Raw genomic sequence first — 24246 nt, 5'->3', positions numbered from 1 at the left:
TATGAGCGAACCAGCCAAGGGACCGGATAAGGTCAAATTTTGCAACGGATGCGGCCATTCGATGCACGATCCCAGCAGCATCATCATTGAATATTGGAGCTCTCATCATACGGTTTATTTCTGCTGGTGCCACGCTTGCGGCTGGAGAGGGGAAGTGGTGGAAGTGAAACGTATGATTACGACCGAGACGGAGGAATAGCCTATGATTTCCGAACCGGGACCGCAGCGTCCGGTGATCCGTGTAGGGATCGCCGGACTCGGGACCGCAACGAAAGCGATGCTTCCCGCTTTCCTTAAACATCCGGGGATACGCATTACCGCCGCCGCTTCCCTGGATGAGGAACAGCTTCGCCAATTTCATGCCGATTTTGCTGCGGAGACTTATCCTAGTGTGGAGCGGATGTGCCTCTCGCCCGAGGTGGACGCCGTTTACATTGCTACACCGACACCATTTCATACGGAACATGTCCTGCTCGCCGCCTCTGCGAAGAAGCACATCATTTTGGAAAAACCGATCGCCACTTCGCTGGAAGAAGCGCTCCGGATGGTAACGGCGGCAGAAGCGGGCGGGGTGACGATGGTGGTCGGCCATTCGCACAGTTTTGACCCTCCTATTTTAAAGATGAGAGAAGTGCTTGAAAGCGGGATCATCGGGAAGTTCACAATGGCCCATACGTGGTGCTACACCGATTGGATGTATAGGCCTCGCCTGCGTGAGGAGCTCCGAACGGAATTGGGCGGCGGGGTGACTTTCCGGCAAGGCGCCCATCAGTTCGATATCATCCGTTTGCTGGGCGGGGGCAAGGTCAGAAGCATTCGGGCGTCTGCCGGCGCTTGGGACCCCAAGAGGCCGACGGAAGGCAGCCATGTTGTTTTTTTCGATTTTGAAGACGGCGCTTCCGCAACCGCCGTGTATAACGGATACGATCATTTCCATACGACGGAATGGACTTCGAACATTGGAGAATGGGGTGAGCGGGTGACAGCCGGAGCTTATGCGTCCAATCGCAAAACGATACGGGCCATGAGCTCGAGCCAAGAGCAGGCGTTAAAGAGCAGCCGCTCCGGTTACAACGGCAAGTCGTCCATGAAATATGCGGACCGTGATGTGCAGCAGCCCTTTTTCGGTCTAACCATCGTCAGCGGGGAACGGGGCGACATTCGGCAAACGCCGGAAGGTCTGATGGTGTATGGCGAAGAGGGAGTCGAGCATCTTAAGCTTCCGCAAGATGTGAATGGGCGTGATAAGGTCGTTGAGGAATTTTATGAGGCGGTGATTCAAGGGAAGCGCCCTGTTCATGACGGAAGATGGGGGCTGGCGAACTTGGAAATTTGTTTAGCCGCACTGAAGTCGTCCCAGGAAAAAAAGGAAATCGTGTTAAGCCACCAGGTGCCGCTGAAGTAGTCAGGATTAGCGATCGTTACTCGTTGATGTCTTCATCGGCACTTCTTAAAGAAACGATTTGTAAGCGATTACAAACAATTTCTAAGGGAGATGAAAATTATGAAACAAACAAAATGGAAGCAACTGCCGCTTACCTTACTGTCGTTCGCCTTATCCATCGGGATGGCCGCCTGTTCCGGCGCCCCGTCCGAGAAAGACGCCGCCAGCCAGCCGGCTGCTGCTTCCGGCGCATCTGGGGCTTCCGCTGCAGCCGGAGCCGCTGAGCCAAAGGCCGATCTTCAAATTGACAAAAACAATAAAAATCCGATGACGGTTACGCTTGCAGGAGGGTCGGTCGGCGGTTTTTGGTCGGGTATGGGGCAAGTGATTTCCAAGTCGTTCTCGACTTCTTATCCGGGCTCGGCAGCCACCTATGAACCGGGCAGCGGCGCGGGGAATATCAAGCTCATTGACGAGGGGCAAGTCGAATTAGGCATCGTGCAAGCTATTGAAGTGACGGCTGCCAAAAACGGTATCGCTCCCTTCAACAAGAAATATGAAAACCTGATGGCGCTTGCTACGATCTATGACAACGCTGTTCTTCAAGTCACGGTCCGCAAAGATTTTGCAGATAAGTACGGGTTAACCGGTTTAGCGGATATTTCCGCCAAGAAAGCTCCCGCAAGAATCGCCATTAACCAGAAAGGAAATATGAATTCCCTGGGGGCGAATACGCTGCTTGAGGTCAACGGCATTACGGAGGCGACCTTGAAGCAGTGGGGCGGGTCTTTAACCTGGACAGGAAGCGCGCAGCGGTTTGAGGCTATGCAGAACAACCGGATGGACATTTCCATCGACTTCGTATTTGCGCCGGATTCGAAAGTGGAGGAAACAGCCGTCAATACCGAGCTTGTCCAGTGGAGCCTCGATCAAAAATCCAAGGACGCCCTGAAGAAAGTATGGGAGCTGAATGATATTGTTGTGCCGAAGGGTACTTATAAATGGCAGAAAGAAGATGTGAATACGGTAACGCTGAGCGCCGTTATTCTCGTAAGTAAGAAAGCAAGCGTACAAGATCAATACAAAATGGCGAAAGCTCTGGTTGACAATATCGCCATCCTCCGGGAATTGCACCCGGCCATGAAAGAGATATCCGCGCAAAAGCTGGCGGATACCGGGTCCGTTCCGTTAGCGCCCGGAGCCAAGGCCTTATTTGAAGATGTCGGTGCTCTGAAAAAATAATGAACCTCTACGAGTAGAAATCGCTGAAGTCCTAACAAGATGGAAAGGTGGTATTCAACTTGACGAATGAACATACAGAAGCACCAGGCTCCGGGTTCAAGGAGTGGTTTCGGGAAGGGGCTTTGCGAAGACCCCAGGGCCTATTCCGCATCGTCATTATTGGTTTTGCCTTGGCCTTATCGATTTTTGAAATTTGGCTCGGTGCGATCGGGAATATGGATTTGTTTCAATATGCGGCAATCTTTTACCCTTTTGTACTGGGGATCACGTTCTTGTTATACAGTTCCAGGAAGAATGTAAGAAATGAACTTCCGACATGGTGGGATATCATTTATTCCTTGCTCTCATTCGCCATATGGATTTTCTTTATGGTGAACACGCCGGAATATTTACAAAGAATCCCGTTATTCAACGAATTGACTTCGCTCGAAACGTTTGTAGGGATTGTTCTTGTGGTACTGACGCTTGAAGCGACACGCCGCACACTGGGCTCCTCCTTGACGATTATCGTGCTGGTCTTTATGGCCTACACCGCTTTTGGCCATTTAATTCCCGGAGCTTATTCACACCGGCTGATTACGTTAAATCATTATTTGGACGATATGGTTTACACCGTTAACGGTATATTTGGAACCACGATTGGCGTTGCGGCCACTTACGTGTTTATGTTCGTCCTGTTTGGCGCCTTCTACACGCAAGCCGGCGGGGGAGACTTCTTCTTTAAATTTGCTGCCATGCTCTCCGGCCGTTCTGTCGGAGGACCGGCCAAAGTCGGCGTTATTTCCGCCGGGATGTTCGGCATGATCTCCGGCAGTCCGACGGCGGATGTATTGACAACCGGCTCCGTCAATATTCCGATCATGAAGCGTATCGGATACAATCCGGTTTATGCAGGCGCCGTAGAGTCTGCGGCCTCGGCCGGAGGAAGTATTGCTCCGCCGATTATGGGTTCCGCGGCATTCCTGATGGCGGAATATGCCGGCATTCCCTACAGCGACATTATGATTGCGGCCATCATACCGGCGGTATTGTATTATATGGGGATCTTTCTGCAGGTCCATTTCCGTTCGAAAAAATTAAATATGCCCACCATGGACAGTGTCCCTAAATTTAAGGAAGTGATGAAAGAAGGCTGGATGCATCTGCTGCCTATCTTATTCCTGATATGGGGAATCGAGCAGGGATACACCGCGCCATACGTCGCCATTTTGGCTTGCGCTCTGATCATTGTCATGAGCTGGTTTAATCCGCAGCGAAGAATCGGCCTGCGTAAAATCATCGAAGCGTGCGAAGAAACGCTCATACGCGTCATTCCCGTCACCTTGGCTTGTGCGGCGGCGGGCATGTTTATCGATGAAATTATGCTGACCGGGCTGGCCTCCAAATTCGGAACGATGATCTTCGAGTTTACGTTCGGAGATATATTCTTGTCACTGGTAGCCACAGCGATCATGTGTATTATTTTCGGAATGGGCTTGCCGACGTCCACTTCGTACATCTTGACGGCGGCGCTTGCCGCGCCTCTCTTAATTAATTTGGGTGTCAGCGTCATGTCTGCGCATCTGTTTATCGTGTATTATTCTGTGCTTTCGTGTATTTCTCCGCCTGTAGCAACCGCATGTATCGCCGCAGGCAGCATCGCCCAAGCGGACCCGAACAAGATCGGCTGGGCGGCTTGCAAACTCGCCTTGGTCGCATTTATTATGCCGTTTATGTTTGTGTATCAGCCCGGATTGCTCATGGAAGGAACCATCGGTACGATTCTCGTTGCGGTCTTGACTTCCGCGATTGGCATCGCTTCCTTGGCTGCTGCAGTGGAGGGCTGGCTCCTGAAAAATCTGAACGGGTTTGAGCGTTTAGTCATTTTCGTAGCGGGAGTCATGATGATTTTCCCTCAAGCTTATATGGATATTATCGGGATTATCGCTGCGTCGTCGGTGTTGGTCTCCAAGTATTTAAGTCGGCGCGCACCCAACTTAACGGAGAATAAAAGTATATGATGAAATCATGGGTGGAACGACTTCCGGAGGCAGAGCGGGGAACCTATGAGCAGCTAGGTTACCATACCCGTCAAACGATGGGTTCCAGACCCGCGTTGTTGATCATTGACTGCACGTACGGTTTTACGGGTTCCAGACCGTTACCTTTGGAGCAGGCGACTCAAGAATACCGGACTTCCTGCGGAGAAGCGGCGTGGGAGGCGATGTCCGCGATCCGGCAGGCCGCCGGGCGGTTTCGCGAACTTCAGCTTCCGGTCGTCTATACGGTTATGGACCTGCGGCAAGGGACTTATGCGGGGACGGCGACAAAGCCTAAGTCGGTCACGCATGAAGCTCACGAATTATTTAATCAATTCGCGGAAGACATCCGACCGCTCGACCGCGAATGGGTGATGCCGAAGACCAAAGCAAGCGCCTTCTTCCACACCCCCTTGCTGAGCTATCTCATCAGGCAGCAGGTGGATGCCCTTGTCTTATGCGGAGGCTCCACCTCCGGTTGTGTGCGGGCGACAGCCGTTGACGGATTTTCCAACGGGTTTCCATGCTTCGTTATGGAGGACGGTTGTTTTGACCGCTCCCGATTTGCACATGAAAATAATTTGTATGATCTGGACGCCAAGTACGCTTCCGTACTCACTTGGGAACAATTGAAGCCGTCCATTTCCGCAAACCGCCTTCCTTGATTCAATCTGCCGTTATGTGACAAAAAATCGAAACTTGTTCCGCATGGCGGCACAGCTTTGTTTATGGCAGGGAGCGCGCTGTTAGAATGGGCATAAAGCGATTGAAGCAAGGGAGAATTCGAATGAGGGTGCCGCCGTTAGAAATCGATTTGTTGAAGACGTTTCAACGGGTTGTCACATCAGGGAGCATCAGCAAAACTGCAGAAGACATGTATTTGTCGGTGTCTACCGTCACCGGAAGAATCAAAGCCTTGGAGGATGAGGTCGGTGTCCCGTTGTTTGTCCGAACGGGCCGGCGGATTGAACTCACGGATGCAGGAGCGGCGTTCGTCGCATACGTGGAACGGTTTATGGATCTCATCGAAGAAGGACGGAGCCGGATTCATGCCAGGGGCATGGCCCATGCAGGGCATTTGAATATCGCTGCGACGCCGTTCTTCACCAGCTACATGCTGCCGGACATGATCAGGAGGTTCGCTAAGAAGTTTCCGAAGGTAAGGCTGAAGTTGTCGGCTTGCTCCAATTCCCAGGTACTCAGTTTGGTCACGCAAGGGAAGGCGGACATCGGCATGGTTCAGGAGCAGCCGCAGGAGAAGGGCCTCGTCCGTTATCCGCTGCTCCGCGATCCGGTCATCCCGGTAGTGCCCAAGGGACATCCTTTAACCCGGCTTGAGGCGATCGGTCCGGAAGACGCGGCGTCATGCCCCATATTGGGGTTCGATACGCGTTCGGAGCCATGGAGCCTTCTGGAGCAATGGTTTGCTCGGCACCGTCTTGTTCTCCGGGTTCACATGGAATTCGACCATCCGGAAACGCTGAAACGATATTTGCAGCCGTTCGGCGCTATCGCTTTCCTGCCTGGTCTCACTGTTGCTGAAGAGCTGGAGAGCGGGGATTTGGTCAGTCTGCGGATGGCGCCGCCGCCGGATATCCGCTCTTCCTTGTTTATGGTCTCCCGAAGCGAAGCCTCGAATCATGCACAGGCTTCCCAAGCCTTTATGGAGTTTGCCTTGCGGGAAGCTGCGGAAATAGCGGGGGGTGCCGAATGAACGTATTCCACCTGGATGTGCTCGGCCAGTTGATAGAACACAGCAGCTTAAGCCGGGCGGCCGGGGAGCTCGGCGTATCGCAGCCCGCTGTCACGATGCGGATCAAGGCGCTGGAGGATGAGCTTGGCGTACCTTTAGTTAGCCGGGCAGGCAACAAGCTGACCGTAACCGCCGAGGGCATAGCGTTCTACGAGTGCGCCCGAAGATCGCTGCGCGTGCTCAAGGATGGCCTGGAACGTCTGGCCGATGCTCAGAGCAGCCCGAAAGTGCGGCTGCCTGTGGCAGGAACCCCGACCATCATGACTTACTTTTTACCTCCGCTGATTGGCGATTTTATCCGCAAGCGGCCGGAATGGGATATGCCGCTGCACATCGGGAGCACGCGCGAAGTGATGGAAATGTTGTTTGACGAGGTCGCCTACGTCGGATTTATCGCCGGATACCTGGAGCATCCGGACATGGTCAGCCTTCCGATCTGCGCCTATCCATTCCGGCTTGTTGCTGCGCCGAAGCATCCGCTCGCCCAATGCCCCAGCCTCCATCTTTACGACCTGAAGAACGAACCGCTGCTGATCAGCGAGAGGGAATCCAATTCCTCCTATATGATCCATAATTTGTTTCGGGAGCACGGCCTGCCGATCCGCATCTCCATGGAATTGAACCATTTCGATGCGGTGAAACGGATGGTGATGGCCGGTAACGGCATCGCCTTTCTGCCTTCCATCGTCGTGGATCAAGATGTCGAAGCAGGCAAGCTCGTGGTGCTGCCGCTTCATCTGAACCGCCCGATCAGACGGGAAATCAGCCTGATTTTCCGAAAAACGAGGATCGAGCATCAGGCGCTCGTCGAGCTGATGCGGCAATTCATGCTGTGGCCGGTCGAATTGCACACGAAGGCTTGAGTTACTTTACTCAAACATGGTATGATGAATCTGCCGAACTACTTACATAATTTCACATACTTCCGGTTAATTTGTGTAAACGGTTACAGAAGGAGAGATGTTCATGGCAGGAAATCGCGCAGTTGTTTACGTTGGACCAGGAGAAGTGGAGGTTCGGGATATCAGTTATCCCGAATTGATTTTGCGGGACGGACCGGGTGTCAACCCGTTGAACGTCGGCAGGAAATGTGAGCATGGCGTCATTCTGAAGGTGATCACGACTAATATTTGCGGCAGTGACCAGCATATGGTGAGAGGCCGTACAACCGCTCCAAGCGGCTTGGTATTAGGGCATGAGATTACCGGAGAAGTCATCGAAGTCGGACGCGATGTCGAGTTTATTAAGAAGGGCGATCTTGTTTCCGTCCCCTTTAATATTGCTTGCGGCCGGTGCCGGAACTGCAAAGAACGCAACACGAATGTATGCTCGAATGTGAATCCGGACCGTCCGGGCTCGGCCTACGGCTACGTGGATATGGGAGGCTGGGTCGGCGGCCAGTCGGAGTACGTCATGGTTCCTTACGCGGACTTCCAACTGCTTAAATTTCCGGACAAAGACCGTGCTATGGAAAAAATTCTCGATTTGACCATGCTGTCGGATATATTCCCGACGGGATATCATGGCGCAGTAAGCGCCGGTGTCAAGCCGGGATCTACCGTTTATGTCGCGGGTGCCGGTCCGGTCGGTTTGGCTGCGGCCCACTCCGCCCAGCTGCTTGGCGCAGCTGTTGTCATCGTAGGCGACCTGAACAGCGAAAGATTAGCGCAGGCCAAGAGCTTTGGGTGCGAAACGGTTAATTTGCGCGAGCATGCGAACCTGGCTGAGCAAATTGACCAAATTCTAGGGGAGCCTGAAGTGGATTGCGCGATCGACTGCGTAGGATTCGAAGCGCACGGCCATGGCCACGCGCATGGCGAAGCGCCTGCTACCGTATTAAATTCGATTATGGAGGTTACACGTGCGGGGGGAAGGCTTGGCATTCCCGGACTCTATGTAACCGGTGACCCGGGCGCTGTCGATGAAGATGCCAAAATCGGGACCTTAAAAATCCGATTCGGCTTGGGCTGGGCCAAATCCCATACGTTTGTAACCGGACAAACGCCGGTCATGCAGTATCACCGGGAATTGATGACGTCCATCCTGAGCGGAAAAGCCCAAATCGCCAAAGCGGTCAACGCTACTTTGATCTCGCTCGACCAAGCGCCTGCCGCTTATTCGGAATTCGATAAAGGCGCTTCCAAAAAGTTTGTAATTGACCCTCATCTTTCCGTAAAACGATAATAGACCTGCATGCAGGTGCGAAAGAGGATGCCAACGGCAACAGCGGCATCCTCTTTTTTGTATGGCGGCACTCGCTCGCTGCTTCAATTTCCTTCCAAGGCTTTTTCCGCAACCCGATGATCGATGCCTTCTCTTAATATTTTGGCCGAAAGCACGCCGATGACCAGGGACCAGACGGGCGCAGCAATCCCAAGAAAAGTCACGTTGGACACAGCGATCGCAAACGCAAACACGGTGGAATAGCGGTAGGTGGATTCCGAAAAAGCGGATTGCAGGCTGTTCATCAACACCCCGATCAACGTAAATCCCGCGATAATGGTAATAAAAGAAAGCGGCAGCACCTCAATAAAAGAAACGGCCCACCACGCGAACAGGCCAAACACAAGCACCAGGCTTCCTGAAACGACACCCGCCCAGTAACGTTTGTGTTTGGGGCCCGATTCGTCCTGGCTGCAGATGGCGCTCATCATCCCTCCAACGGTGGCAGCATGTCCGCCGAATAAACCGACGAAGGAAGTGGCCAAGCCCGAAATGACCAAGATCCTGTTGACGGGCAGCTCGAAGCCATTTTTTCGGAGCGCGGCAAGGGCTACGGCAATATCGTTGCTTAGAATCAGTACGGCGACCGGTATCGTGATCGATATAAAAGCATGCGCGGTAAAGGTAGGCATTACGGTTTGCGGCCATGCGAATACCGCTTCTTTCATCGGCGGCAAGGAGCCGCTGACCGCAAGTCCTATGATGCCGAAAACCAGTACCCCGATGATCGGCGGGATTTTCTTGGATATTTTCGGCATGATCAAAAATCCGAATACGGCTAACCCGCCAATAAGCGGAGCTTGCTTGAGGGCGGGAACCATTTTGACGATATAGTTCAGGACCAATCCCGCCAGCATGGCGTCCAGCATCGGTTTCGGAATGTAACGGAGCCACTTGTCGAACAGGCCGGACAACCCGACCAGCGCAACGACGACTCCCGCCAATATGTAGCTCCCTGCCAGTTCGGATAAGGAGAACCCGGAAACAGCCGTGCTTAAAAAGGCTATCGCTGTAATGGAATGGCAGCCGGCGATTGGAATTTTGTACATCAGCGCCAAAGCAAGATTCAATAGGCCGCCGATGATGTAAACGGCACAAATCCAGGAAATGAGCACAGGCCTGCTGAAGCCTGCGGCGTTCGCCGTATCAATCACAAGAATGAGGCCCCCTGTATAAGCCATTAGAGCGGATATGATACCGCTGGATACGTTCTGCGTGTTCAAATGTGGCACCTCCAGCTTCATCTAATTCTTTTATTATAATCCTACCTGTCAAGCCCCCGCATTTCATGCATGGCAAGAGTTCAATTTTCCGTAATAATAATAGCCCGTTCGAGTCATAGGAATCTCTGGGGGAATAAGTAAAATTAAAAATGTGCCATGGAAAGGAACGAGGCCCGTTCCCGTCTCTTCGCAACAAGTAATTAGGGACGCGGTCCATCTAAGGAATGGCGAAGGAGGAGGGAGCGAACGTGCAGTTTGAGATTCGCAAGTCGGGGAACAGCGGCCTGCCCGGTATACCGGAAGCAAGGACAGACGGAAGCGGGACAATGTTGGACAAGTTTGTAGCGAATACGGTCAATCGGCAGCTTGCTCCAGGGGATTTGCTGCCCCTGAGCCCGTACAAGCCGCTTGTGGTGTTATGATGCGCGGGTTGTTGATCAGGCAGTGGGCGATAGTTGGCATAGCCGTAGCTCTCGGTGTGTGCCTGTCCGGAGGGGAGACGGCTCTAGCGGCCGATAACGGCGCGAACCTGAACCTTCAGCAGTTGATCAATCGCACGCCGAAGGGAGGCACGCTTACACTGAAATCCGCCGAGTATGAAGGCGCGATAACGATTGACAAGCCGATCCGGATTCAAGCGGAAGGCACCGTCCGGCTTAGAAACGGCGCGAACCAATCCGCCGTTCAGATCCGTGCCGACGGCGTACATGTGCAAGGCTTGCAAATTGTTCAGGAAGGGCGGGAAGAAACGGCTGCGGTTCTTGTGACGGCGAGCGGTGCCGTATTGGAATCGCTCGACATCCGTACGCGTTCCTACGGCATCGTATTGCGCGACGGCGGGCGCAATGAAATTCGCCATACCGCGATCCGTTGGATGGATAGTCCGGGTCAGCCGGCTGTCAAGCTGTCGGATAAGCGGAACGGCATCGATCTTTTCAATTCCCATGACAACCGGATTGTCGACAATTACATTTCCAGTATGAACGATGGCATTTATATGGAAAACAGTCATCGCATTCAAGTAGAACGCAACCGGATCGAGCACTCCAGATACGGCCTTCATTGCATGTATATCGACGGAACGGTCATGCGAGACAACGTAGGCTCGTATAACGTGACGGGCGCGATGATCATGGGCGTGAAGGATGTCGAAGTGACGGGCAACAAGTTCTTCAAGCAAAGCGAAAGCGTCAATTCGCAGGGCCTGCTCTTTTTTGATGTGCAAACGTCGCGCATATTTAACAATAAAGTCGAAGGGAACCGGGTCGGACTTTATATCGAGCAATCGCACCGCAACGAGTTCCGGAACAACGAGGTCGTGCAAAACTTCGTTGGCGTCCAGTTTCTGGAATCCGAAGGGAACCGCTTTGTGTCGAATCGCTTCACCCGCAATGTCATTGAGGCGGAAGCGAGCGAGAGCAAGCTCAACGCGTTCTCTGGAAACTACTGGGAAGCGTTTCGCGGCATCGATACGAACGGCGACGGTTCCAGCGAGCTTTCTTATGCGATCAATCCTTTTTTTCAGCGGCTGACGTCGGCTACGCCCGCCTATCAATTATTTTTTCAATCACCGGGCATGCTCTTCCTCGAAAGCATGTATACGTCGGGTAAAGCCGAATGGTCCGTCGATAAAGCGCCTTTAATGAACCCTGAAATCCGCAGCGAAGCGGGAGATGCTTCTTCCGGTTCGGCAGGCACGCTTGCTGCCGGATTGCTGCTGCTGTTTCTTTCCGTCTTTACAATTTTATATCTGGGGGTAAAACGAACATGAAAAAACAAGCTTGGTCGGTTCTCGCTGTTCTCTTCGTCATTGCTATGTTATCCGGGTGCGGACAAGCCAAGTATCAGGCGATTCCCATCGATGAAGAAACCGACAAGTGTGAAATTTGCAATATGCAGGTCAAAGACGACGCCTTTGCCGTACAATTGACGACGAAGGAAGGAAAGACGTTCAAGTTCGACGATTTGGGCTGCATGAATGAGTGGAAGCGGAAGAACGGCACGGCCAACATCGGAGCCCAGTTTGTGCGGGATTACAACAACAAAGAGTGGATTCCATACGAAGATGCTTCCTATGTATACGACCCTTCATTTAAATCACCGATGGCTTACGGCATATACGCATTCAAGGATAAGACGGAGGCCCAGAAATTTATAGACGGGCAAAAGAAAGGCAAATTGATGTCCGCAGCAGAGCTGGGAACGCATTCATGGGAGCGCGGCAAGGGTTCGATGGATATGGGCGGAAATCATGACAAGAACGCCCACTCGGAGTCAGGCGGAAGCATGGGCGCCGGGGACAAAGGGATGCATGGCAAATGAATGTGCTGCATATCGCGCTTCGCGAAGTGAAAGTCGGCTTCAGGAACCCGTGGGCCTATTCGTTTATGGCCCTTTTTACTTTATTCAGCTTGTCTCTGCTGTTAATTAACGCGCAAAGCTTCGTACAAGGGTATTCCAGCGCCACCTCGTCGATGCTGAACCTCATTTTGTATCTGCTGCCGCTCATGACGCTGCTTCTTGGTTCGTTCTCGCTCACCGCAGAGAAGGAAGAAGGGAGCTGGCAGCTGCTGTCGACCTACCCGCTCGCTACACTCTCGTTTATTCTGGGCAAATACATCGGATTAACCGTCGTGCTGCTGACCATTGTCGCCTTCGGCTACGGTTTGACGGGGGTTGCCGGTGCGTTGACAGGGAGAGGACTGGAGGAGGACACCTTCGGACTTTTCCTAGCGTTTTCCTCCGGGCTGGTGCTGCTGTTCCTCGCGATTGCGCTCGTGCTCGGCACCTTGGCTCAAAATCGCTGGCAGGCGCTTACGATGGGCGTCGCGGTTTGGTTCTTTGCCGTAGTCGGTTGGCCGACCTTGCTGATCGCGGTGCTTGGCCTGATGCCATTCCAATGGATCAAGCCGCTGCTGGTGACGCTGACGCTGATGAATCCGGCCGAGCTGGTGCGGCTGTTCGTCGTCGTAAAGCTGGGTGGGGGGTCCGCTCTCGGTCCCGAGTACTACGAGTGGGTGCGCTGGATCGGAAGACCGGCGGGGACGTGGCTGTTTCTGGCGCTCTGCCTGATTTGGATTGCCGTGTCCGAGGGCTTCGCCCATCTGATCTGGGAGAGGGGGCGTTCTCGTGGCTGACACGGTGCTGCACCTGCAGGGCGTGAAGAAGGACATCGGCGGTCAGCCGATTATTCATTCGCTGGATATGCAGGTAGACCGCGGACAGGTGCTTGCGCTATGCGGCGGAAACGGAGCCGGTAAGAGCACCATTCTGCGCATGATCGTCGGCATTCTTCAGCCGACGCATGGAACGATTGAGGTGAACGGACTTTCATGGAAAGAAAGCCGGAAAGCGTATGCGGAGCAAATCGGGTATATGCCGGATGACTACCTGTTCGGCCAAGGGTTGTCCGCAGAGGAAACGTTAGCGTTCTGGGCTTCCTTAAGGAAAGTGTCCCCTTCGCGTGTTCACGAAACCTTGACCCTTGTCGGCTTGGCCGATGTGAAGAACAAACCCGTCACGTCGTTCTCCAAAGGGATGCGGCAGCGGCTCTTGTTCGCGCAGGCGCTTCTGGCGAAGCCCCCGCTGCTGGTTATGGATGAGCCGACGAACGGTCTTGACCCGTACTGGATGGATTCCTTCGTAGACCTGGTCCGATATGCCAAGCAGGAAGGACATGCGGTCATCTTCTCGACTCACCAGCTTCAAGTGGCGGAAGCGGCGGCTGACCATGTCGTGTTCCTGAAGGAGGGGCGGATCGTGGAGGAAGGGACGACGGCATCCTTCATTCAAGCGTACGGTTCTTACGGCCTGCAGGCTGTATTCGCCAAACTGTTCGGGTTCCGCTAGGGCGGTGCGAAGCTTTGGATAGGCGGAAGCCTCAGAAGTCTGGAAGGAGGGAAGCGAATGGGGACCGCTGGGCGAAAATGGATGGCCCTGCTGGCGGTAACGCTCATCTTGGCGGCGGCAGTTTATGCGCTGGTGCAATCGGGTACACGCGAAGCCGGAACGATTCGGCCTGGAGGACAAGCGCCCGATTTCTCGATAATCGGTCTGGACGGAAGCGCCGTCAAGCTGTCCGATTATCGCGGGAAGGACGTTCTTCTGAACTTTTGGGCTTCCTGGTGCGGCCCTTGCGTTAGCGAAATGCCGCGCATGAATGAAGCTTATCGCACCGGGATGCCAGGTGTGGAGATCGTGGCCGTTAATGTGGGGGAGTCCAGAGGAACGGTGAGCGAGTTCGCTTCGCGGCAAGGACTGGCCTTTCCCGTGCTGCTTGATCCGAGCGGAGAGGCGGCCCGGAGCTATCAGATCGTCGGCCTGCCGACTTCCATCCTGATCGACAGCGATGGCTGCATCGTGAGCGTCGTTCCCGGGGAGATGGCCGGTAGTGGTCAGGTCAAGGAACTGTTGCGCAGCATACGGCCGTAAACCTGTCTTTATCGTTTCATCCGACGGGTTGTCCGATGTCGTGAACATCGGCTTCCCGAATGAATAGAGCGGCCGCTTTACCGGCGATAATCGGAAAGCGGCCGTTGTGTTGTTGTGTGGCGGATATGTTTCCTGAGAGTCGTTAAGCCCGCTGGAGCATGTATCAGACCGGCTTCAAGCTTTGTTCCCGGTACTGTTTGGCGGCAGCGACCATATTCCGGAGGGCTGCGATCGTTTCGTCAACGCCTCTCGTCTTGAGTCCGCAGTCCGGATTGATCCAGAACAATTCGGGGTCCAGCACGGCAAGCGCGCGGTCGATCATTCGCACCATCTCATCCACGGAAGGCACTCTCGGACTGTGAATGTCGTACACGCCAAGACCGATGCCGTGATCGTAGGTGTGCTCCTCGAAGCTGTGCATCAATTCGCCGTGGCTGCGGGACGTCTCGATGGAGATGACGTCCGCATCCAGGGCACGGATCGAATCGATAATATCGTGAAACTCGCAGTAGCACATATGCGTATGGATTTGCGTCGTATCCTTGACCGTCGATGTAGCCAGCCGGAAGGCAAGCACCGACCACTCCAGATACTTCTGCCAATCTTCCCGCTTCAGCGGCAGCCCCTCGCGAAGTGCAGGCTCGTCCATCTGGATCATTTCCACACCGGCGCGTTCGAGCGCTTCCACTTCGCGGCGAAGCGCCAAAGCGATCTGATAGGCCACCGTCTCCCGCGGGATATCGTCCCGGACGAAGGAACAGTTCAGAATGGTAATCGGGCCCGTCAGCATGCCTTTGACCGGTTTAGCGGTCAAGCTCTGCGCATAGACGGTTTCATCGACCGTCATCGGCTTTGTGAATTCCACGTCGCCGTATATGACAGGCGGCTTCACGCAGCGGGAGCCGTAGGACTGTACCCAGCCGTTCGACGTGAACGCAAAACCGTCCAGTTTCTCGCCGAAAAATTCCACCATATCCGTCCGTTCAAATTCACCGTGAACGAGCACATCCAGATCCAATTCCTCCTGCAAAGCGATCCAGGTCCGAATTTGTTCCCGGATAAAGGCTTCATACTGCTCCTGGCTCCATTCGCCGCTTCTCCAATGTTTCCGGGCCTGTCTCACTTCGAGCGTCTGCGGGAAGCTGCCGATCGTAGTCGTGGGCAGGAACGGCAAGTTCCACTTGCTCTGCTGAACGGCACGCCGCTCCGCAAAGGGCCGGCTTCGCTCGGACGGCTGGAGGGCGATCCGGCTCGTTTCGGACTGCACCCGTTCGTTGTTTCGGGAAGGGGAGGCGTTGAGCTCCTGAACCGCTTGACGGCTTTGTTCCAGCTCGGCTGCGATTGCCGCGGGACCTTCGTTCACGGCTCGGGTCAATAGTACGAGCTCCTCGAGCTTCTCGTTTGCGAACGCAAGTGCGTTCCGCAGCGTACGCTCCAGCTTCGTTTCATGTGCGGCCGTGACCGGAACATGAAGCAGGCTGCAGCTTGGCTGGATCATCATTCTCTCATACGGGACGATCGGGGACAACGTGTGGAGCAGCCGGAGCCGCGCGTCCAGATCGGAACGCCAAATGCCCCGTCCGTCGATCAAGCCGACGCCAAGCGTCTTATCTGCAGGAAATCCATATTGCAGCAAATGCTCGCTGTTTTTGTCCAGCCCGTGAGCGAAGTCGAGGCCAATGCCTTGCACCGGCAGCGCAGCGATGTGTTCATACAGATCGACGGCGTCGAAGTACGTTTGCAGCATCAGCTTAAGACGTGGGGCCGCTTCGTGCAGCTTCTTGTAAACGAATGCGACCCGCTCCATATCGGCTTCCGTTAATGAGGTCGCAAGAATCGGCTCATCGATCTGCACCCATTGCGCGCCTTCCTGCTCAAGCTCGCTCAATATGCGGGCATACAAAGGCACGAACCGCTCCAGCAGCTTATCGAAGTGCTCGGTCTTGTAGCCCTTGGACAGCTTCAGGAACGTGTACGGCCCGATCAAGACGGGCTTGCCTTCAATGCCGAGACGGAGTTTGGCTTCCCGGTAGGCCAGGAGCGGTTTGTTCACGGTCAGCTGCGGCTCGGCGCCGTTCAGCTCCGGCACAATGTAGTGGTAGTTGGTGTTAAACCATTTGGTCATCTCGCAGGCCGGGGCGCCCTCGCTCCCGCGGGCCATCGCGAAATAGGCGCTCAGCGGAACTTCGCCGCCTTCGTAACCGAAACGGCCGGGCACGAGCCCGAACATCGCTGCCGTATCCAGCATGTGGTCGTAGAAGGTGAAATCGTTGACAGGGATCAAGTCGATGCCGCTCGCCTGCTGGGTGCGAAGATGGTTGAGCCGTATTTCTTCCATGCGGCTGACCAGCTCTGTCTCCTGCAGCTTTCCGGCCCAGAAGGCCTCAAGCGCTTTTTTCCATTCGCGCCCGCCGCCGATTCGCGGATATCCCAGGTTGCTGCTTAATGCTCGGTTCATAGGTATTCCTCCAGTTCATTTGTTTTCATAAGCGGTGCTTTCCCATGCAAAAAAGGCATCTTTACCCAGTAAAAGTCAAGGGTAAAGATGCCTCCCGATTGTTTGTACGGCGGCTGCCATCTTTAACACCTCCCTATCTCCCGTAGGTAAAAGCAGTGCTGTCAAAATAGGCAGGTCTCCTGGCTCCAGAATCATCGTCTTGCGTCGGCCTTCCCAATCCGAAGGATTAGTGGCGCCGGGTGACGTTCGACTCCTCTGTTACAGTGGCGGGACCGCGTCGGCATTTCACCGAACTTCCCTTTTAAGCTCCGCCCGGCATAACGACCGGTCCGGAGCACCTATTTCCACATGATTCAATTATCGAATACCGAGTAATAGTACAATATTTCTTAGGTTTATTCAAACCTTTTTTACGAACAAGCGGAGAAGAGGCAGAGCAGCGGTTGTTGTAACACAAAGTTTAAAAATAATAGCACAATTGTAGTGACAGAAATTGGTTTCATGTGCTACGCTATACAAGTGCTACTATATATCTTTAACGTGCTACTGAACACGTTAACAACTTAATTCGAAGGAGTGTTTGAGTTTGAAAATGTGTTTACGATTCACAAGCTCGGGCTAACGATCGATGCGGGTGGCACAGCTGAGAGGCAGGGATATTGCGCTTGTCCCACAATCGGTGCAATATTTGGACCCGTTGATGCGGGTCGGCCGTCAGGTCAGACAGGCCGTTCGGACCGGAGATCCGATAGAACGGCAGCGAAGCGCCTTTGCCAGATACAGGCTGAAGCCCGAAGCGGCCGACTTGTTCCCGTTTCAGCTGTCCGGAGGCATGGCAAGGAGGGTCCTGGTCTCGACGGCAACCGTGAGCGGAGCCCGGCTCGTCATCGCCGATGAGCCGACCCCGGGTTTGGACGAGACGGCTCTCCGGGAGGCGCTCGGCCGATTCCGGGAGCTGGCCGACGGGGGCTGCGCAGTCATGCTCATTACGCACGATATCGAAGCGGCGTTATCCGTCTCCAACCGGATTGCCGTCCTGTACGCCGGCAGCGTCGTCGAAATCGCCTGCTGCGAGGAGTTTGCCGGCGATGGAGCGGATTTGCGCCACCCCTACACCCGGGCGTTATGGCGCGCTTTACCGCAGAACGATTTTGTCCCGATTCCCGGCGCGCAGCCGCTGCCGGACGCTTTGCCGCCGGGCTGCGCCTTCGCTCCGCGCTGTTCATGGGCCACGCCGGAATGCGGCGTAACGCCTCCGGAGCCTCGGACGGTGCGGGGCGGGATGGTGAGGTGCTTGCATGGCGCTTGAAGGGCGAAACTTGAGCTTCCGGTACGGAGAGTCCTGGTTGCTTAAGAACGAAGAGCTGCGAATCGAAGCCGGTGAAATCGTCGGACTGGTCGGGGCGAGCGGCAGCGGGAAGTCCACGCTCGCCCGCTTGCTTGCCGGTCACGAACGGCTGCAAGAAGGCAGCGTTGTCGTCAACGGGTCTCCGCTTCCCGCCCGGGGCCGCAATCCGGTGCAGATGGTCGTTCAGCATCCGGAGCAGGCTGTCAATCTGCGTTGGAAGCTGCGGCGCACGCTGCTGGAAGGAGGGACGCCGGACGAATCGCTGCTTATCGGGCTGGGTATCGAGCCGGAATGGCTGGACCGCTTCCCGAACGAGCTGTCCGGAGGAGAGCTTCAGCGGATCTGCGTCGCGCGGGCGCTCGGACCCGGCACCCGTTATCTGATTGCCGATGAAATGACGACGATGCTCGATGCGATTACGCAAGCGCAAATCTTGGCAGACCGTGCTGGGCTGGGCGGCGCGGCGCGGCGCGGGCATACTGGTCATCAGCCACGAGCGGCAGCTGATCCGCAGGCTGTGCAGCCGGGTCGTTGAGCGGGGCACACGCTTGTAAAATTTGGATCACGCCATATAAACCCGTGTCCGGGCACATATAGAGCAGGCAAGTGAAGGGGGTGTCCCCAAGGGTCTATTTATGACCTTTGGGGACACCCCCTTCGCGTTGCTCAAGGCATCCGGCAAAACCGTGTATATTTTTATAAATAATTATAGATTTCTCTCATTTATATGAAGAGCTCCAAAAGCTAAGATGTGTTTACAAGCGGTGATCTAGATGAAAATACGGGAGTGAGAAGGATGACAGAACTAACGCAAGCGTCAAAACGCAATCATTCAGGAAAACTTAACCGATGGATAGAACCTATTTGGGGTTATGTGTTCATTGCGCCTTGGTTGCTTGGTTTATTTGTTTTAACAATCGGACCGATGTCCCAATCTTTTTATTTGTCCCTGACTCAATATAATTTGTTAGAGCTGCCCTCTTGGGTAGGGTTTGAGAATTACAAGGAAATTTTTACGGACGATAAAGATTTTTGGACCGCGCTGCGGGTCACGATCACCTATGTGGTGCTGTCGGTGCCATTAAAGCTGTTCTTTGCTTTAATGGTGGCCATGCTTCTGTTTAAGCCTATTCGCGGCATGTCCGTTTACAGGGCTATCTTTTATTTGCCGTCACTGGTCGGAGGCAGCGTAGCGATTTCCGCCATTTGGCGAAACCTTTTTGGAATGGATGGATTTATAAACAAGTTTGCGAGCTTCCTTGGCATACAAGGCATCGACTGGATCAATACGCCTGAGACAGCGCTGTATACGCTGGTGATGCTCGCCGTGTGGCAGTTTGGATCTTCCATGGTTATTTTCCTGGCAGGCTTAAAGCAAATACCAAAGGATCTTTATGAATCGGCCTCGGTGGATGGCGCTTCCAAGTTTCGTTCCTTCTTTTCAATCACCTTACCGATGCTGACGCCGATCATCTTGTTTAACCTGGTTATGCAAATTATCGGGAGCTTCCAAATGTTCACGCAAGCCTTTATCGTCACGAAGGGCGGTCCTATTAACTCGACGCTAGTCTATGCCTTGTATCTGTATCAGAAAGCGTTTGCTTACTTTAATATGGGCTACGCCAGTGCTTTAGCTTGGATTTTGCTTACGATCATCGCTTTGTTCACGGCTCTTGTGTTCTGGTCTTCCAAAAAATGGGTTCATTATGAAACGTAAAACAAGCTCTTATTTTAATGGATGAGGTGGCGGCTCGATGAAACAAAACAGGCTCTATCAATATACATTTTTAACACTTTGCAGCGTGGTGATGATTTATCCTATCTTTTGGCTGGTTGGGAACGCTCTGAAATCAAATGAAGAAATACCTAAGTCCAATTTGATTCCTACCGAGTTTCAGTGGGAAAATTTCTATGATGGCTGGGTAGCGATTCCGGGCTTCAGCTTTGCGCATTTTTTCTACAATTCTTTTTTCATAGCGGTGCTTTCCGTTATCGGGACCTTGCTTTCCAGCGCATTTGTAGCGTACGGTTTCGCAAGATTGAATTTCCCCTTAAAGCGGTTTTGGTTCGGTATCTTGATGTTAACCTTAATGCTTCCTACCCAGGTTACGTTGGTTCCGCAGTATATCTTGTTTAAATATTTCGATTGGGTGGGAACTACCCTGCCGCTGATTGTTCCTCATTTCTTGGCCGTTAGCCCGTTTTTTGTATTTCTGCTCATCCAATTTATTCGTGGAATTCCTAAAGATTTGGACGAGTCCGCGAAAATAGACGGCTGTACGACGCCTGGAATTGCGTTTAAGATCGTACTGCCTCTGTGTACGCCCGCTTTTATTACAACGGCGATTTTCAGCTTCATCTGGACCTGGGACGATTTTCTCGGGCAGATGATTTACTTGACTGATACCGCCAAATACACGGTTCCGCTGGCCCTGCGTCTATTCCTGGATAATTCATCGGCGGTAACATGGGGACCTATGTATGCGATGTCGCTGCTGTCGGTTATACCGTGCTTTGTCATATTTATCGTGGCCCAAAAATATTTCGTGGAGGGAATTACCACAACGGGGATCAAGGGATAATGTTTGCAAAACGCTTTACTTGACCTTATGCTAAAGCTAAATTACACAGCGACAGGTGATAGGGGCATGAGGAATCCATTTAAAACGTTTTCTTTTCAAGCAACGTTTTTTACTTCATTTATTCTGATTTCCGCTATATTGATTTCCCTTCTCGGAATAACGAGTTATTATATCACGAATCAGGAAGTCGTCGAGCAAACCATTTCTTCAAGAAAGCTCTTGCTGAACGAGATTAATAAGCAGCTGGACATTCAATTACAGTCGGTTGAGAACGATTCTTTGGTGCTAGCCAGTAACCCGAAGCTGATCCAATATTTACAGCATAACGAAGACAGCTTCGAGCGAATCGGGCAAACCTCGGATATTATGGATTTACTTAGCCGTCTCAGCTATGTCAAGGAAGGCATACATTCCGTTCAGCTGTATGCCAAAGACACTTCGTTGAATCATCATATCGCGGCAAACGGCGTGTATGATTATGGAATTTTAGAGAGCAGCTCATGGTTTAACGAGATTAAGGATGCCGATTATTGCTGGGTGGGGACTCATCCCATCGAGGTGGAAAGCTATCCCGTCGATGAACGAATGGTAGTTAGCTTTGCAAGAAAGGTGCTCTCCTCTTCAGGCAAAGAGGTTGGAATCCTCGTCATCAATTTGAAGATGTCGTCTATGCAGAAGATCGCCTCCAGCAGCGCGACGGAGGTCAGCCGGTTTATTTTCGATACCCGCAACAGGCTGATTGCGCAGTTTAATGACGATCCGGCCGATCAGGTATCCTACGAGCATATAAAAAGCAGAATTGCTGCAATTATAGAAGAATCGGCAGATGATCATTATGCGGTAGCCAGCTTCGCGGAGAAAAACTTGATCATCTGGAATAAGCAGGCTCGTACTTCATGGATAACTATGGATATTATACCGTGGGACAATATTACGAAGGGGAGCCGCCGTATTGAAAACGTCATCCTGGTGGCGGCCATCTTTTGTATCCTGCTTGCCATTGTCATGGCCTTTTTGTTATCCCGGCAATTCGTCCTTCCGATCCGCAATTTGATTCGTGCCATGAGATTAATGAAAACAGGCAGGCTGGATGTGCAAATTACAAACGATTACCAGAATGAATTCGGCGATATGAATGAAAATTTCAATCAAATGATAGAACGTATCGATCAATTGATTATTCAAGTGAACGAGCAGAATAGACGGAAGCGTGAAGCGGAGATCCAAATCCTGCAGGAGCAGATCAATCCTCATTTTTTGTACAACACGTTGGATATGATCAACTGGCAGGCTATTGAATCAGGCTCCCGTGAAATCAGCCATATGCTGGCTCTGCTCGGCAAGATGCTGCGGATCGGTCTTTCCAGCGGCGCGAGCTTCATCACGGTCCGCAGGGAAATGGAGCATCTTCATTGCTATGTGGAATTGCAAAAAATAAGGTACAAACAAAAAATTCAGTTCGTGATCTCCGTGCCGGAATCGATGGAGAAATATTATATCCCCAAGCTGATTATTCAGCCTTTTGTAGAAAATTCGCTCATTCACGGCCTTCATGCTTACGAGGAGGGAATGATCACGATTTCCGGACGGGAAGATGAGCAAAGCTTGTATTTGACCGTGGAGGATAACGGCAAAGGAATGGACGTTGAGCATGTCGCAACCGGCAGGGAACACAATGGATACCGCAACGTACATGAACGGATCCAACTTTATTTTGGAGAGCAGTACGGCGTACAAATGGACAGCCAAATCAACCAAGGGACCAGGGTCGTCTTGTCTCTGCCTAAGCTATTATCGGAGCCGGCGAATCCTGCAAAAGGGGAATGAAAATGATCAAGGCCGTAATTATCGATGATGATATGACTACGATTCATGGACTTACCCGCTCTGTCCGGTGGAACGATTATGGGATTGAGGTGGCGGGAACCGCCAAAAACGGGAGAGAGGGATTGGAACAAGTCCGGGCCCACCGTCCCGAAATTATTTTAACCGACATTTATATGCCTGTCATGGACGGCATAGAGATGCTAAAGGCTTTGCGTGAAGAAGGAAACAGGGCGGAAGTTATTATATTAAGCGGTTACGAGGATTTCAAATATGCTCAATCGGCAGTTAAGCTGCAAGTAAACGATTATTTGTCAAAACCGGCTACGCTGGACGAAATTGAACGTGTTTTGCAGGAAGTGGCGGATAAAATCAGAAAGAAGATGCATTCCGAACGAGAGGAAAAGGAATTAAGGGAGCTTCTGGAGCGTAATTTGTCGACGACAAAAAAACAAATGCTGAAGGGCTTGCTTGAGCCCGGATTTTGCCAGACTGCCTTTTTCGATAAAGTGTCCGATTATTTAAAGATGGATTTATCTCAACAATATTTTACGGTGCTGTTGATTGAATTTTTCATTAACCGGGAGCGGAATTCGTACAGACCCCGTGATTTGTCGTTGTTCGCCTACGCCGTCAAGAATATTGTGGACGAGCTGTCGCAGTATAAAAAAGGGGTTTATGTGGCAGATATCCAGCGGAATTTGATCACGGTGATCGTGTCGACGCCAGCACAGGTCAAAAGGGAGAACGTAAAGCGGCAGGTCACACAGATGGCGGCTGAATTTCTGGAGAACATTCAAAAATATTTAAAGCTGCAGGTCTGGGCTTCTGTCGGTTTAGCGGCGGATCATGTAAGCGGCATTCCTAAATCTTACGCGAGTGCTATTGATTTGCTGGCCCAACGGGAAAAAATGTCCGATAAGCAGTTAATCACGGAAGAAGATATAAAAGATATTTCCAAAACGACTGTACGCCGTCCGATGGAAAGCTATCAAGCTATTGTAGACGCTGTCATGATGGGGCAAGAGGATCTTGTGGAGGAACGAATCGCCGAATTGACCAAGAACCTTCATAAGGGCGCCATCCCGAGCATTAGCGTCCTCAGGGAATTTTCCATTGACATTGTCGCCGTCCTGGCTCTCGCCTTACATGACCATGGACTGCAGGTCGAGGATATTCATGCAGGCTTCAACATGTACAAGGAATTGGAGCTGCTGTACAGCGTTGATGATTTTGCCGCTTGGTTGCGTGACCTTCTTCTTCCGGTGTGCGAGGTTATGAATCGGCGGGGCTCCCAGAAGCACCGTAAAACGATCGAGTTTATCATGCGGTACGTGCAGGAGCATTATTCGGAAGATATTACGCTGGACGTATTGGCGGAGAAGGTGTATTTGACTCGTAATTATTTGAGTCAAATTTTCAAGCAGGCGACCGGGGAGAACTACAACAGCTACTTGACGAGGGTTCGTATGGAAAAAGCGAAGGAACTCATGCTTAGCGGGAATTATAAAGTCTTTGAGATTTCGCAGATGGTCGGATATAAAAACAACGCGTATTTTAGCCAGCTCTTCAAGAAGCATACGGGACTTAATCCCTCCGAAATTAATCAGTAGGCTGCCCCATGGCTCTTACCGCGAAGCTTTGTATTTTTTTAATACATTTTGTAGATTTCTCTTATTTTATAAAACAACAGAAATTTTATAATGAGATTGTAAACCAGTAAACCTTAAGGGGTGTATCTACAATGGCAAGGTATGATC

At 52.4% G+C, this 24246-nt stretch carries 21 protein-coding genes, 1 pseudogene and 1 riboswitch; of the genes and pseudogenes, 20 read left to right on the top strand and 2 right to left on the bottom strand.

Going from position 1 to position 24246, the window contains the following annotated elements:
• The first annotated feature begins 1 nt into the window (after position 1).
• From PVA01S_RS00695 to fdhA, 8 genes are all read left to right on the top strand, one after another.
• The gene (locus tag PVA01S_RS00695; protein ID WP_054795852.1) at positions 2–199 is read left to right on the top strand and encodes a hypothetical protein; all 198 of its coding nucleotides are present in this window, start codon (positions 2–4) and stop codon (positions 197–199) included.
• Between the two features lie 3 nt (positions 200–202).
• Complete coding sequence (locus tag PVA01S_RS00690) at positions 203–1405, top strand: Gfo/Idh/MocA family protein (RefSeq protein WP_127604363.1); 1203 nt, start codon at positions 203–205, stop codon at positions 1403–1405.
• A gap of 99 nt (positions 1406–1504) precedes the next feature.
• The gene (locus PVA01S_RS00685) at positions 1505–2626 is read left to right on the top strand and encodes a TAXI family TRAP transporter solute-binding subunit (protein ID WP_164751695.1); all 1122 of its coding nucleotides are present in this window, start codon (positions 1505–1507) and stop codon (positions 2624–2626) included.
• A 59-nt stretch (positions 2627–2685) separates the two neighbouring features.
• A complete protein-coding gene (locus PVA01S_RS00680) occupies positions 2686–4626 on the top strand; it encodes a TRAP transporter permease (RefSeq protein WP_164751694.1) in 1941 nt (646 codons plus the stop codon).
• On the top strand, positions 4623–5309 hold the full coding sequence (locus PVA01S_RS00675) for a cysteine hydrolase family protein (RefSeq protein WP_054795859.1): 687 nt from the start codon (positions 4623–4625) through the stop codon (positions 5307–5309). The genes PVA01S_RS00680 and PVA01S_RS00675 overlap by 4 nt, the downstream gene beginning before the upstream one ends.
• Before the next feature lie 122 nt (positions 5310–5431).
• Positions 5432–6358, top strand: coding sequence for a LysR family transcriptional regulator (locus PVA01S_RS00670; protein ID WP_054795860.1), 927 nt, complete (start codon positions 5432–5434; stop codon positions 6356–6358).
• Complete coding sequence (locus PVA01S_RS00665; RefSeq protein ID WP_127604355.1) at positions 6355–7260, top strand: LysR family transcriptional regulator; 906 nt, start codon at positions 6355–6357, stop codon at positions 7258–7260. The genes PVA01S_RS00670 and PVA01S_RS00665 overlap by 4 nt, the downstream gene beginning before the upstream one ends.
• 103 nt (positions 7261–7363) lie before the next feature.
• Positions 7364–8581, top strand: coding sequence for a formaldehyde dehydrogenase, glutathione-independent (fdhA, locus tag PVA01S_RS00660; protein WP_127604353.1), 1218 nt, complete (start codon positions 7364–7366; stop codon positions 8579–8581).
• Between the two features lie 83 nt (positions 8582–8664).
• Here the strand turns inward: fdhA and PVA01S_RS00655 are convergent, their stop codons facing one another.
• Positions 8665–9843: a benzoate/H(+) symporter BenE family transporter gene (locus tag PVA01S_RS00655; RefSeq protein WP_230876008.1), complete on the bottom strand. Its 1179-nt coding sequence runs from the start codon at positions 9841–9843 to the stop codon at positions 8665–8667.
• Between the two features lie 248 nt (positions 9844–10091).
• On the opposite strand from PVA01S_RS00655, the gene PVA01S_RS26400 reads away from it, so the two are divergent.
• Genes PVA01S_RS26400 through PVA01S_RS00630 form a run of 6 tightly spaced genes read left to right on the top strand, consistent with a single transcriptional unit; the run spans position 10092 to position 14274 of the window.
• Positions 10092–10265 (top strand): hypothetical protein, encoded by a 174-nt coding sequence (locus tag PVA01S_RS26400; RefSeq protein WP_155614316.1) that lies wholly within the window; start codon positions 10092–10094, stop codon positions 10263–10265.
• Positions 10265–11614: a right-handed parallel beta-helix repeat-containing protein gene (locus PVA01S_RS00650; protein ID WP_244932865.1), complete on the top strand. Its 1350-nt coding sequence runs from the start codon at positions 10265–10267 to the stop codon at positions 11612–11614. Before PVA01S_RS26400 ends, PVA01S_RS00650 begins: the two co-directional genes overlap by 1 nt.
• A complete protein-coding gene (locus PVA01S_RS00645; protein ID WP_127604347.1) occupies positions 11611–12165 on the top strand; it encodes a nitrous oxide reductase accessory protein NosL in 555 nt (184 codons plus the stop codon). The genes PVA01S_RS00650 and PVA01S_RS00645 overlap by 4 nt, the downstream gene beginning before the upstream one ends.
• Positions 12162–12980, top strand: a complete 819-nt coding sequence (locus PVA01S_RS00640; protein ID WP_127604345.1) for an ABC transporter permease — start codon at positions 12162–12164, stop codon at positions 12978–12980. Before PVA01S_RS00645 ends, PVA01S_RS00640 begins: the two co-directional genes overlap by 4 nt.
• Entirely contained in the window at positions 12973–13692 is a 720-nt protein-coding gene (locus tag PVA01S_RS00635; protein ID WP_127604343.1) for an ABC transporter ATP-binding protein, read from the top strand. Before PVA01S_RS00640 ends, PVA01S_RS00635 begins: the two co-directional genes overlap by 8 nt.
• A gap of 57 nt (positions 13693–13749) precedes the next feature.
• The gene (locus PVA01S_RS00630; RefSeq protein ID WP_127604341.1) at positions 13750–14274 is read left to right on the top strand and encodes a redoxin domain-containing protein; all 525 of its coding nucleotides are present in this window, start codon (positions 13750–13752) and stop codon (positions 14272–14274) included.
• Between the two features lie 163 nt (positions 14275–14437).
• Here PVA01S_RS00630 and metE read toward each other — a convergent pair whose 3' ends face one another.
• The gene (gene metE, locus PVA01S_RS00625; protein ID WP_127604339.1) at positions 14438–16732 is read right to left on the bottom strand and encodes a 5-methyltetrahydropteroyltriglutamate--homocysteine S-methyltransferase; all 2295 of its coding nucleotides are present in this window, start codon (positions 16730–16732) and stop codon (positions 14438–14440) included.
• Between the two features lie 152 nt (positions 16733–16884).
• Positions 16885–17089: riboswitch (cobalamin riboswitch) on the bottom strand.
• Positions 17090–17363: 274 nt separating this feature from the next.
• On the opposite strand from metE, the pseudogene PVA01S_RS00620 reads away from it, so the two are divergent.
• The 6 genes and pseudogenes from PVA01S_RS00620 to PVA01S_RS00595 form a co-directional block, all read left to right on the top strand.
• Positions 17364–18041, top strand: a pseudogene (locus tag PVA01S_RS00620) (oligopeptide/dipeptide ABC transporter ATP-binding protein); the annotation flags it as partial.
• 37 nt (positions 18042–18078) lie between these two features.
• The gene (locus PVA01S_RS00615) at positions 18079–18615 is read left to right on the top strand and encodes an ATP-binding cassette domain-containing protein (RefSeq protein WP_307720660.1); all 537 of its coding nucleotides are present in this window, start codon (positions 18079–18081) and stop codon (positions 18613–18615) included.
• A 261-nt stretch (positions 18616–18876) separates the two neighbouring features.
• The gene (locus tag PVA01S_RS00610) at positions 18877–19797 is read left to right on the top strand and encodes a carbohydrate ABC transporter permease (protein WP_127604335.1); all 921 of its coding nucleotides are present in this window, start codon (positions 18877–18879) and stop codon (positions 19795–19797) included.
• A 37-nt stretch (positions 19798–19834) separates the two neighbouring features.
• The gene (locus PVA01S_RS00605; protein WP_127604333.1) at positions 19835–20662 is read left to right on the top strand and encodes a carbohydrate ABC transporter permease; all 828 of its coding nucleotides are present in this window, start codon (positions 19835–19837) and stop codon (positions 20660–20662) included.
• Between the two features lie 66 nt (positions 20663–20728).
• Positions 20729–22489, top strand: a complete 1761-nt coding sequence (locus PVA01S_RS00600; protein ID WP_164751693.1) for a sensor histidine kinase — start codon at positions 20729–20731, stop codon at positions 22487–22489.
• Positions 22490–22491: 2 nt separating this feature from the next.
• Positions 22492–24099: a response regulator gene (locus PVA01S_RS00595; protein WP_164751692.1), complete on the top strand. Its 1608-nt coding sequence runs from the start codon at positions 22492–22494 to the stop codon at positions 24097–24099.
• The last annotated feature ends 147 nt before the right edge of the window (positions 24100–24246 follow it).

The organism is Paenibacillus validus NBRC 15382 (assembly GCF_004000985.1).
In the GTDB taxonomy this organism is placed as follows: domain Bacteria; phylum Bacillota; class Bacilli; order Paenibacillales; family NBRC-103111; genus Paenibacillus_G; species Paenibacillus_G validus.
This window is presented reverse-complemented; position numbering and strand designations above follow the sequence as displayed.